The sequence below is a fragment of the Halobacillus kuroshimensis DSM 18393 genome, assembly GCF_000425705.1.
Classification (GTDB): domain Bacteria; phylum Bacillota; class Bacilli; order Bacillales; family Halobacillaceae; genus Halobacillus; species Halobacillus kuroshimensis.
The window spans coordinates 39984-50965 of the sequence record NZ_AUDY01000006.1 but is presented as its reverse complement, the minus strand read 5'-3'; the positions used below and the strand labels follow the sequence as shown (position 1 = coordinate 50965).

The window sequence follows — 10982 nt, the reverse complement described above, 5'->3', positions numbered from 1 at the left end:
AGCATCTAAGCATGAAGCCCCCCTTGAGATGAGATTTCCCTCTGCTTCGAGCAGATAAGATCCCTCAGAGACGATGAGGTTGATAGGTCCGAGGTGGAAGCGTGGTGACACGTGGAGCTGACGGATACTAATGGATCGATGACTTATCTATATGAAGAAGGCGAAAGCGACTGGTCAAATCCGACTGGCTAAGCAAACATTCGTAAAGGCTGTGTTTTTCAGTCTTGAAGAAGGTGTGCTTAGAACAGCGAGGATTTAGGAGCTGCAGCCGGACTGAACTTCGTGAATGATGTTTAATCAATAGTTGTTTCCTTATCCGGTTTTGAGGGTTCACCTCAAACTTTATATTGATGTGGTGGTGAAGGCGGAGAGGTCACACCTGTTCCCATGCCGAACACAGTAGTTAAGCTCTTCAGCGCCGATGGTAGTCGGGTTTACCCCCGTGAGAGTAGGACGCTGCCACGTCACACAAAACCTTCAGGATTGTCCTGGAGGTTTTTTTCTATCTTTTTTTAAACGTACATAGATCTTGAAAGTATAAGATTCATAGTTTTGGACATACTAAGGCTGTAGCATATAAATCGCACGGAAAGAGGGGGATAGCGATGAGTAGGAAAGATCGATGCAGCATTTGTGAGAGGGAAACCGATCAGGGGTTGTATCTATTGAAAATCTATATCTGCGAAGCCTGTGAATCAGAAATAAAAGACACACCGGCGGATGATCCGAAGTATGTGCATTTCGTGAAGAAAATGGCAGAGGCACAGAAGTCCATGATTCCCTCCTGACGATTGATGACTTGTGCCAACAATGAACCTCGAGCGGTCTGTCTTTACCAGTAGAAAAAGAATTTGAATTCTCAAGCCGCGCGCCGGTAGATATCAGTCCTGCGCTTATCCGGCAGACATCGCTGGTGCTCGGAACATTACCAAAGGATCATCTAAAAAGGAAGATTTTCTGTTAAACAGAGAATCTTCCTTTTTTCTGCTTCAAAATCATAAAGGAAAAGAACAGACTTGCTTCTGAGACCACTCCTGGTTCTCAGAACAGCCGTCAGTAAAAAGACCTGGAGGGATCACGAAACTTCGGTGGATTGCCTGAGGAGGCGATCTCCGGTAGTGTGGAGGAGAAAGAAAGGATGGAGTGCACGTGAATGTAAAATCGACGCCTCTTTATGAGGCGCTGCAAAAAAATAGAGAGAAAGAACCGATTTCTTTTCATGTTCCAGGTCATAAATATGGGCAGATATATAAGGGGGAGGATACCGGCTTTCTTGGACTGGATGCGACAGAAATCAGTGGATTGGACGATCTGCATGCTCCCGAAGGCGTCATCCGCCAGGCGCAGGAGCAAGCGGCTGATTTTTTTGGAAGTGAAGAGACGTTTTTCCTCGTGAATGGTACGACGGTTGGAAACATGGCGCTCCTCTTAACGGTCTGCGGGCCGGGAGATGAAATCATCGTACAGCGGAACTGTCATAAATCTGTCCTGAATGGTATAGAATTGGCGGGAGCAAAACCGGTATTTATTGCCCCTGAATTTGAGGAGGATACGAGTCGCTACAGCCAGGTCACACCATCGTCTATTCAAAAAGCGCTCGACCAATATCCGGAAAGCCGTGCTGTTTTTTTAACCTACCCCGATTACTTCGGCCGGGCGTATCCCTTAAGAGAGATCGCTTCCGTTGTCCACAGCCGGGATATTCCTCTGCTGATTGATGAAGCTCATGGTGTTCATTTTCATTTAGGACCTCCATTCCCGGAGCCGGCCTTAAAAGCGGGGGTCGACGCCGTCGTCCAGTCGGCCCATAAAATGGCCCCGGCGATGACGATGGCTTCATACCTGCATATAAAGAGCTGCCGCGTCTCTTCTTCCCGTCTGCGTCACTACCTGCAGATGCTTCAGTCAAGCAGTCCTTCCTATCCATTGATGGCGAGTCTTGATCTGGCAAGGGATTATTTACAGCAGTGGTCTAAAGAGGATCGGGATACGCTCGTATCTTTCATTAAGGATGTGCGGGCTGTATTTGAACATTATCCGGAGCACTGGCGTGTTCTTCCCGTCACCCCTATGGACGATACACTGAAGATTGTACTTGAGCCTGAGACGAACACAGGCTTTGTTGTAGCTGATGTGTTGGAAAAGCAGGGACTGGTCCCTGAGATGGCTTCAACGGACCAGGTGCTGCTCGTGTTAGGGTTGGAGCCTTATTTTTCCTTGGCTAACTTAAAGAAACAACTGGCTTTCGTCGATAACAAATTAAAAAAGACGGAAAACCATGCTACAATAAAGCAAGATCAAATATCGTTTCCACCTATTCAAACATTGGAATGGAGTTATTCGGAGATGAGGGACAAACCGGTCGTTCTTATGGACTGGAACGAAGCGGAAGGACAGGCAGCCGCCGAAGCCATCATCCCTTATCCACCCGGAATCCCTTTGGTACTCAAAGGGGAACGTCTTTCCAGTACACATATCCAGGCCGTCCACTCTTTGGTGGAGAAGGGCGCACGTTTTCAGAACTTAGATATGGCAACAGGGGTGCGAGTGTTTAAAGGAGAATGATTGTGAAGGGATTGTTTGTAACATTTGAAGGCGGCGATGGGGCTGGAAAGTCATCCATGCTGAAAGAAATGGCCGCTGAGCTTCGGAGTGAGGGATACCCGGTCATGGAAACAAGGGAACCGGGTGGAATCCGTATTGCAGAAAAAATTAGAGAAGTCATCCTGAATCCGGATCATACAGAAATGGATGCACGGACAGAGGCACTGTTGTATGCAGCAGCCCGGAGGCAGCACCTTGTTGAAAAGGTTTTACCTGCTTTAGAGAAAGGGACCATTGTCTTGTGTGACCGTTTCGTCGATTCCAGTCTGGCCTACCAGGGTGCCGCCCGGGGGCTGGGTATGGATGAGGTCTATCAAATCAATGAATTTGCGATAGAAGACTGCATGCCGGATCTGACTCTGCTGTTTGATATAAAGCCGGAAGATGGTCTCGACCGGATTGCACAGAACAAAGGTCGGGAACAGAACCGTCTCGATCTAGAACATCTTGCTTTTCATAAAAAAGTCCACAAGGCTTATGAGGAACTTGCCGCACGCAGTAAAGACCGTATTCAAGTCATTGATGCCGGCCGGTCGTTCGACGAAGTGAAAAAGGACGCATCAAGAATTCTGCGCGCGTCCTTACCCTCATAAACCTTCCGCGATTTGTTATAATAGGAGAAAACACCCAAACAGGAGGGCTGTTCTCATGAAAATGATTATTGCGGTCGTCCAGGATAAGGACAGCAGCCGTTTAAACGATGCGTTATCCAAAAATGACTTTAAAACAACTAAACTGTCGACCACCGGTGGTTTTCTCAGGGAAGGAAATACGACATTCATGATTGGCTGTGGCGATGATCACGTCGATCATGCCCTCGATATCATCAGGGAAAATTGCAGCCAGCGCGAACAGATGGTGGCACCGATTTCTCCAATGGGGGGGAATGCCGACTCGTACATTCCGAAACCTGTGAAGGTGGAAGTCGGAGGAGCGACGGTGTTCATCTTACCTGTCGATTCCTTTTTTCAGTTTTAAGAGGGCCTTATGAAAATCAATCAGGATATAAGAGCAAATGTGGAAGGCCCAATTAAAAATACAGGAAAAATCCCACAGGGAAACCGGACGTTCGGTACGATGATCCAGACCCAGACTCAGCAGCTGCAGCAGAATCAGCTGGACCGGCTCGTGGAGACGATTACGGCCCAGGGAGAACGCGTTGCACGCTCCCGGTCCTTCAGGGATCTTGCTAAATATAAGCGTCTCATCAAGGATTTTATTAAAGAATCCGTTCAGTACGGCACAAACCTCAAGCCGTCCCAGCATTGGAGTCCGAATGGACAGACGCGCAGGCTTACGCTTATTGAAACCATTGATGAGCGGCTGCTGGAACTTACGGAAATGGTAATGGATCAGGAGAAGCGTTCGGTCGACCTGCTTGGATTGATGGGTGAAATGAAAGGTCTGCTGATTAATCTTTACACATAAGGACGGTATTTACATGCAGACGTGGCAGGACATGAAACATTTACAGCCGTTAGCGGCCCAGATGCTGGTCAACAGCTTCAAGAAAGACCGCATCTCCCACGCCTATCTATTTCAGGGAGATCGCGGCACTGGAAAAAAAGAAATGAGTTTACTATTTGCGAAAAGTATTTTCTGTAAAAATAAAGACGGGGCGGAACCGTGTCAGAACTGCCGCGACTGCCACCGTATCGATTCGGGGAACCACCCCGATCTGCACTGGATAGAACCGGATGGACAGTCTATTAAGAAAGACCAGATCCTTCATCTGCAGAAGGAATTCACATACACAGGACTGGAGTCCAACCGTAAAGTCTATATCATTGTGGATGCAGAAAAAATGACCGTCAACGCGGCGAACCGCCTGCTGAAGTTCCTCGAGGAGCCGAGCCGGCAGACGACCGCGATGCTGTTAACGGAAAACGGCGCCACGATTCTGGATACCATCCGATCCAGGTGCCAGCTGCTGGCTTTTCAACCACTCCAGGCGCATATCATGGAGAAAAAATTAATTGAAGAAGGCGTTTCCAACTCAAACGCCCGCCTGCTTGCGGCTTTGACGAATAACATAACGGAAGCACTGGAGATGAATGAGGATGAGTGGTTTGCGAATGCTAGAAAATTAGTGATACAATTAATTGAAGTGCTTCAAAATAAACCAAATGAAGGACTTTTGTTTATCAACCATCAATGGATGCCTCACTTTAAGGAACGCACCCAGCTGCAGCGCGGTCTTGACGTGCTCATACTCTGGTTTCAGGATATGATCCATCAACTTTTGGACCGGGAAGATTCGATCGTTTTCATTTCAGAGAAAGAGAAATTGAACCAGTCGGTCATGAGATGGTCACGACAGTCGGCAGCCAGAGGTCTTTCCAGCATTCTTGAGGCAAAACGAAAGATAAATCAAAATGTCCATCCTAATTTAGTGATGGAACAACTTACCCTTCAACTACAGAGGTGATGATCGTATGATCGAAGTTGTAGGTGTCCGATTTAAACAAGCCGGTAAGGTCTACTACTTTGATCCAGGTGGACTGCGTATGACGACGGAAGACTACGTCATTGTGGAAACGGTCCGCGGGATTGAATTCGGAAAAGTTGTCATTGCTAATAAATCCATAGATGAAGAAGATGTGGTGTTACCTCTTAAGAAAGTGATCCGCATGGCGGATGACAAGGATAAACTCACCGTGGATGAAAACAAGGACAATGCTCAAAAAGCCTACCAGGTTTGTGTGAAAAAAATCCGTGAACATAAATTGGACATGAATCTTGTCGATGTTGAATATACATTTGATCGCAATAAAGTGATCTTTTATTTTACTGCCGATGGACGCGTCGATTTCCGGACACTCGTCAAGGATCTCGCGTCTGTTTTCAAAACGAGAATCGAGCTTAGACAGATCGGTGTCCGTGATGAAGCCAAGATGCTCGGCGGCATCGGTCCCTGCGGCAGAATGCTCTGTTGTTCTACGTTCCTCGGGGATTTCGAGCCCGTATCTATTAAAATGGCGAAGGATCAGAATCTGTCGCTCAACCCAGCCAAAATTTCAGGCCTCTGCGGCCGCTTGATGTGCTGTCTGAAGTACGAAAATGATGATTATGAAAATGCGAAAAAAGAGCTTCCGGATCTCGGTGAGAATATATCAACTTCTTATGGGAAAGGCAGAGTGGTCGGTCTCAACATGCTTGAACGCATGGTTCAGGTTGAATTCCGCGAGAAGGAACGTGTATTGGAGTATTCCCTTCAGGAACTGATTGATGAAGGAGTCCTTCAAACCGAAGCCTCAGAATAAAAGGGTGAAGTCGACCGTGAATAAGAAAGCCATTTTTGAACAAGTATCCCATTTCGAAAGCCAGATCGGCGAGTTGTATGAACAGCTTGGAGATCTGAAAAAGCAGCTGGCCTATCTATTGGAAGAGAACCAGCATTTATCGCTTGAGAATCATCATCTGCGGCAGCGGTTGGAAAAGGAAAATGAGAAACAGGAGACAACTTCCTCACCCTCGTCGAAACAGGACAAAGGCACGGTCGTCGGAGAAGGCTATGATAATCTGGCCAGACTCTATGAAGAAGGCTTTCATATTTGTAACCTGCATTTCGGCAGCCCGAGAGACGAGGATTGCTTGTTCTGTCTATCATTTTTGAATAAAAAGAAATAAATCCAGGTCCAGGCCCTTTCCTTGCTCGTTCGAGGAAGGGCTCTCTTTATATCGGAAAGAAAGGAAACAGACGGATGGTACAATTGAAAGATGATGAACGAATCGATGATTTATTAGCCAAGGAAGAACGGAGGATTATCCAAAGCCCGAGCGCTTTTGCTTTTTCGCTCGATGCTGTTCTGCTGGCCGACTTTACATACGTACCGAAAACGAGAGGGAAGATTCTCGACTTGTGTACGGGGAACGGGGTCATTCCGTTGTTTCTATCCACACGCTCTTCTGTACCTATAACTGGAGTGGAAATTCAGGAGCGGCTGCATGATATGGCGGTTCGGAATGTTGAATTGAATGAACTTGGTGATCAGCTTCAGATGATTCGTGGAGATTTGAAGGAGATGCCGGCTTATTACGGCAATAACAAGTTTGATCTGGTCACCTGCAATCCTCCTTACTTTCCAACACCCAAAACAGAGGAGCATAACTTGAATGAATACCTGGCTGTCGCCCGCCATGAGATTCACTGTACTCTTGAAGATGTAGTGTCTGCATGCAGCCGGCTGGCCAAATCCGGCGGGAAAGTATCCATGGTGCACCGGCCGGACCGGCTTGTGGAAATTATCCAACGCTTCAAAGCCCACAAGCTGGAGCCGAAGCGGATGCGTCTTGTCTACCCGAAAGCAGGGAAGGAAGCAAACATCCTTTTGATTGAGGGGGTGCGGGACGGTCGTCCCGGCTTAAAAATCCTTCCGCCATTATATGCGCTTCAGGAAGATGGCGATTACACCGATGAACTGAAGGAAATCTTAAATGGACGGTAGTCATTATGTCTATATGCTTCGTTGCGGGGACGGGAGCCTTTATACCGGGTATACGAATAACCTCGAGCACCGTCTGCAGAAGCATCGGGAAGGAAAAGGAGCTAAATATACCAGAGGACGGGGACCGCTCGTACTGGAAGCGTGGCAGTGTTATGATCATAAAAGAGAAGCCCTCCAGGAGGAATACCGTTTAAAGCGGATGGCCAGAACGAAAAAAGAAATATGGATTGAACAGCGGAAGGAGGAAGCTGGTGAAAATTCAAAAGAGCTTTAGTGAACATCCAACAGGTACCCTTTATATTGTGCCTACACCGATCGGGAATCTGGAGGATATGACGTACCGGGCTGTATCTACCTTAAAGATTGCCGATATGATTGCGGCAGAAGATACCCGGAATACAAGAAAGCTGCTGAATCATTTCGATATTCACACGACATTGGTCAGCTACCATGAGCATAACAAATACACCAAGGGATCTCAGCTGATCGAACAGCTGCAGGCAGGGCAGACCATTGCTCTTGTCAGCGATGCGGGGATGCCGGGAATTTCAGACCCGGGGACAGACCTTGTGGCTGAAGCAGTGGGGGAGGACGTTCCAGTCGTTGTTCTTCCAGGGGCGAATGCCGCCCTTCCAGCCTTAGCCGGGTCCGGTTTACCAACGGATGAATTTTACTTTTGTGGCTTTCTGCCACGTAAAAAGAAAGACCGGGCAGCTGTATTAGGACGTCTGAAACCTTATGGAGCGACGCTGATCTTCTATGAATCCCCTCATCGTCTGAAAGAAATGCTCGCGCATATGAATGAAGAGCTCGGAGCAAGAAGGGCATCGCTCGTGCGGGAATTGTCCAAGCGTTTTGAAGAATATGTACGCGGGACCCTCTCTGAGCTCGCCCAGTGGGCAGAGGACGAGGACCTTCGTGGGGAATTCTGCATCATTGTAGAAGGATCTTCAGAAGAGGAAAAGCAGGAGGAGGCATGGTGGGCGGGGATTTCCCTGATCGATCATGTTGATCACTACATCGAGAAAGAACAGATGAAAAGTAAGCAGGCGATTAAGCAGACCGCCCTGGACAGAGAACTTCCAAAACGGGATGTTTATCAGGCTTATCACGTCATCCAGGATGAATAGAAATAAGAAAATCCCTTACTGTCAGGCCTGTCCAGTAAGGGATTTGTTTTGGAGCATATGTCAGACTGATTATCTCTCTATTCGCTAACCAGTGAGTGTCGTCGTCTTTTGTTTATCTCTTTTTTTATTTAAGGTTGTCCTGAAGTTCGTTAAGAAGCATTTGAGCGCCTTCTTTACTTAGAACAAGGTTGCCGTTGGCCAGTTTCATGTTGTCGTCTGAAACTTCACCAGTAATATGACAAGTCATATTCGGCTTGTACTTCTTGAGAACGATGCGGTCATCGTCCACGTAAATTTCTAATGCGTCTTTTTCATTGATCCCCAGTGTGCGGCGAAGTTCGATCGGAATTACAACGCGACCAAGCTCGTCCACCTTACGTACAATACCTGTAGATTTCATTTTTCTATCTCCCCTCAATCAAAAGTATGATCGTCATGTTTCGACATATGTCTCGACATAATAGTACCAACCATTCCCAGACGTGTCAATTACTAAAAAAGGTGCAGAGATTTCCATATCCCTATACTAGGTGAGGTATATAAAATGGGTGAGAGGAGTGATTTCCGCAGGCCTGATTTCCTCTTCTCCATTTATATCGGTTCCAAAAATGGATACTTTATCCACTTCGGTTATATATGTCCTATTTTACCATGGTATTTACATATGTGAAGTCTTTATATGTACGGCTTTTGACAGTTTTACATAACTTTCGGTATATTTTAATGTTAGGAATGGAAATAAAAGAAATAAATCGATAGAATGATACCATGACCTTTCATGGCGTTAGCATGATTTTTTTGAGGAGGGAACAGGATGCCAGAGGAAAAGAATACGTTCTATATTACGACACCAATCTATTACCCGAGTGGTAATCTGCATATTGGACATGCCTATACAACGGTGGCCGGCGATGCGATGGCCCGTTATAAGCGCCTGCGGGGGTACGATGTGATGTACCTGACAGGGACGGATGAGCACGGACAGAAAATCCAGCGGAAAGCCGAGGAAAAAGGGGTTTCCCCACAGGAGTACGTCGACGATATCGTCAGTGGAATCAAGCAGCTGTGGGATAAGCTGGATATTACGTATGATGATTTTATCCGTACGACACAGGACCGCCACAAAGTGGTCGTGGAGAAAATTTTCGACTATTTAATGAAAAAAGGGGATATCTACCTCGACGAATATGAAGGATGGTACTGTACATCATGCGAGTCCTTCTTCACAGAACGCCAGCTTGATGACGGGCACTGCCCGGACTGCGGCGGGGAAGTGGAAAAAGTGAAAGAGGAGTCCTACTTCTTCAAAATGAGCAACTACGTGGATCAGCTTCTTGACTTTTATGAGAAGAATCCAACGTTCATTCAGCCGGAAAGCCGGAAGAATGAAATGATCAACAACTTCATTAAACCAGGACTGGAAGATCTGGCGGTTTCCCGGACGACCTTCGATTGGGGAATCGGCGTGCCAGGTAATGAAAAACACGTCATATACGTGTGGATTGATGCCTTGAGTAACTACATTACAGCCCTCGGTTATGGTACAGATGATGATACACGCTATCAAAAATACTGGCCGGCCGACGTACAGCTGGTAGGTAAGGAAATCGTCCGTTTCCATACGATTTACTGGCCGATCATGCTGATGGCGCTGGATCTGCCGCTTCCGAAAAAAGTGTTCGCCCACGGATGGATTTTGATGAAAGACGGCAAGATGTCCAAATCAAAAGGGAATGTCGTCGACCCGGTTCAGCTCAGTGACCGCTACGGCCTTGACGCCCTCCGTTACTATCTGCTTCGCGAAGTGCCGTTCGGATCTGATGGTGTCTTCACTCCGGAAGCCTTTGTAGAGCGGACCAACTATGATTTGGCCAATGATCTAGGCAATCTGCTGAATCGTACAGTGGCTATGATCAGCAAATACTTTGATGGACAAATCCCGGCTCTTACACTCGCTGAGGATACCTTCGATGAAAGCCTGGAAAGCCTCGCCCGTGAAACGCTTGACGGCGTCGAAGAGTCGTTGGAAAATATGGAGTTCTCCGTTGCGCTTTCTACGTTGTGGAAGCTCATCAGCCGTACGAACAAATACATTGATGAAACGCAGCCATGGGTGCTTGCGAAAGATGAAGCGAAACGCGAGCGTCTCGGAAATGTCATGGCTCACCTGGCCGAAGCACTCCGTCATACCGCAGTTATGCTGCAGCCGTTCCTGACGCAGACACCGGACCGGATTTTCCAACAGCTTGGCTTGAATGAAGAGCGTTTCAAGTCATGGGAAAGCCTTGCAGAGTTCGGATTGATTCCAGCCGGAACGACTGTTCAAAAAGATGAGCCGATTTTCCCGCGTCTTGACGCAGAGGAAGAGACGCAGATCATTAAAGATATGATGAAACAGCCGGCTCCGAAGGAAGAAGAGAAAAAGGAAGCTCCAGCCGATCTTGCTGATGAAGTGACGATTGAGGACTTCGCCAAACTCGACTTCCGCGTAGCTGAAGTTTTGAAGGTCGACAAAGTGAAAAAAGCGGATAAACTGCTGAAAATCCAGCTTGATCTTGGCTTTGAGCAGCGTCAGGTTGTCTCAGGCATTGCCGAGCACTATTCGCCGGAGGAACTCGTTGGTAAGAAAGTGATCTGTATTGCCAACCTGAAGCCGGTGAAGCTGCGCGGTGAATTGTCCCAGGGGATGATTCTTGCCGGTGAAGACAATGGAAAGCTTGCTCTAGCTTCTGTTGATCAGACCTTGAGCAATGGAACAAAAGTGAAATAACCAATGGATAAAAAGGGAAAGCTCTAATCA

General features: G+C 47.3%; 13 protein-coding genes and 2 rRNA genes. 14 read left to right on the top strand and 1 reads right to left on the bottom strand.

The features are described 5' to 3' along the window. The 13 genes from H615_RS0101490 to rsmI all read left to right on the top strand — a co-directional run. Nucleotides 1-151: ribosomal RNA gene (locus H615_RS0101490) — 23S ribosomal RNA — on the top strand; the annotation flags it as partial. Nucleotides 152-351: 200 nt separating this feature from the next. Further along, nucleotides 352-465, top strand: a 5S ribosomal RNA gene (rrf, locus tag H615_RS0101480). 140 nt (nucleotides 466-605) lie between these two features. Then, nucleotides 606-788 (top strand): sigma factor G inhibitor Gin, encoded by a 183-nt coding sequence (locus H615_RS0101475; RefSeq protein WP_035531108.1) that lies wholly within the window; start codon nucleotides 606-608, stop codon nucleotides 786-788. A 361-nt stretch (nucleotides 789-1149) separates the two neighbouring features. Beyond that, a complete protein-coding gene (locus H615_RS0101470; RefSeq protein WP_035531105.1) occupies nucleotides 1150-2565 on the top strand; it encodes an aminotransferase class I/II-fold pyridoxal phosphate-dependent enzyme in 1416 nt (471 codons plus the stop codon). Nucleotides 2566-2567: 2 nt separating this feature from the next. Next, nucleotides 2568-3197 carry a dTMP kinase gene (gene tmk, locus H615_RS0101465; RefSeq protein ID WP_027953504.1) on the top strand — a complete coding sequence of 210 codons (630 nt, stop codon included), beginning with the start codon at nucleotides 2568-2570 and terminating at the stop codon, nucleotides 3195-3197. 55 nt (nucleotides 3198-3252) lie between these two features. Next, nucleotides 3253-3582, top strand: coding sequence for a cyclic-di-AMP receptor (locus H615_RS0101460; RefSeq protein WP_027953503.1), 330 nt, complete (start codon nucleotides 3253-3255; stop codon nucleotides 3580-3582). Between the two features lie 9 nt (nucleotides 3583-3591). Continuing rightward, a complete protein-coding gene (locus H615_RS0101455) occupies nucleotides 3592-4032 on the top strand; it encodes a YaaR family protein (RefSeq protein ID WP_027953502.1) in 441 nt (146 codons plus the stop codon). 13 nt (nucleotides 4033-4045) lie between these two features. Continuing rightward, the gene (gene holB / locus H615_RS0101450) at nucleotides 4046-5032 is read left to right on the top strand and encodes a DNA polymerase III subunit delta' (protein ID WP_027953501.1); all 987 of its coding nucleotides are present in this window, start codon (nucleotides 4046-4048) and stop codon (nucleotides 5030-5032) included. A 7-nt stretch (nucleotides 5033-5039) separates the two neighbouring features. Then, entirely contained in the window at nucleotides 5040-5867 is an 828-nt protein-coding gene (locus H615_RS0101445; RefSeq protein ID WP_027953500.1) for a PSP1 domain-containing protein, read from the top strand. Between the two features lie 16 nt (nucleotides 5868-5883). Next, the gene (yabA, locus tag H615_RS0101440) at nucleotides 5884-6234 is read left to right on the top strand and encodes a DNA replication initiation control protein YabA (protein WP_027953499.1); all 351 of its coding nucleotides are present in this window, start codon (nucleotides 5884-5886) and stop codon (nucleotides 6232-6234) included. A 74-nt stretch (nucleotides 6235-6308) separates the two neighbouring features. Then, nucleotides 6309-7052 carry a tRNA1(Val) (adenine(37)-N6)-methyltransferase gene (locus H615_RS0101435; RefSeq protein WP_027953498.1) on the top strand — a complete coding sequence of 248 codons (744 nt, stop codon included), beginning with the start codon at nucleotides 6309-6311 and terminating at the stop codon, nucleotides 7050-7052. Beyond that, complete coding sequence (locus H615_RS0101430) at nucleotides 7042-7326, top strand: GIY-YIG nuclease family protein (RefSeq protein WP_027953497.1); 285 nt, start codon at nucleotides 7042-7044, stop codon at nucleotides 7324-7326. The genes H615_RS0101435 and H615_RS0101430 overlap by 11 nt, the downstream gene beginning before the upstream one ends. Further along, on the top strand, nucleotides 7304-8182 hold the full coding sequence (rsmI, locus tag H615_RS0101425) for a 16S rRNA (cytidine(1402)-2'-O)-methyltransferase (protein WP_425306995.1): 879 nt from the start codon (nucleotides 7304-7306) through the stop codon (nucleotides 8180-8182). The genes H615_RS0101430 and rsmI overlap by 23 nt, the downstream gene beginning before the upstream one ends. A 124-nt stretch (nucleotides 8183-8306) precedes the next feature. On the opposite strand, the gene H615_RS0101420 is transcribed toward rsmI, so the two are convergent. Continuing rightward, entirely contained in the window at nucleotides 8307-8582 is a 276-nt protein-coding gene (locus H615_RS0101420; protein ID WP_027953495.1) for a transition state genes transcriptional regulator AbrB, read from the bottom strand. A 414-nt stretch (nucleotides 8583-8996) separates the two neighbouring features. Between H615_RS0101420 and metG the strand changes: the two genes are divergently transcribed. Beyond that, entirely contained in the window at nucleotides 8997-10952 is a 1956-nt protein-coding gene (gene metG / locus H615_RS0101415; protein ID WP_027953494.1) for a methionine--tRNA ligase, read from the top strand. The last annotated feature ends 30 nt before the right edge of the window (nucleotides 10953-10982 follow it).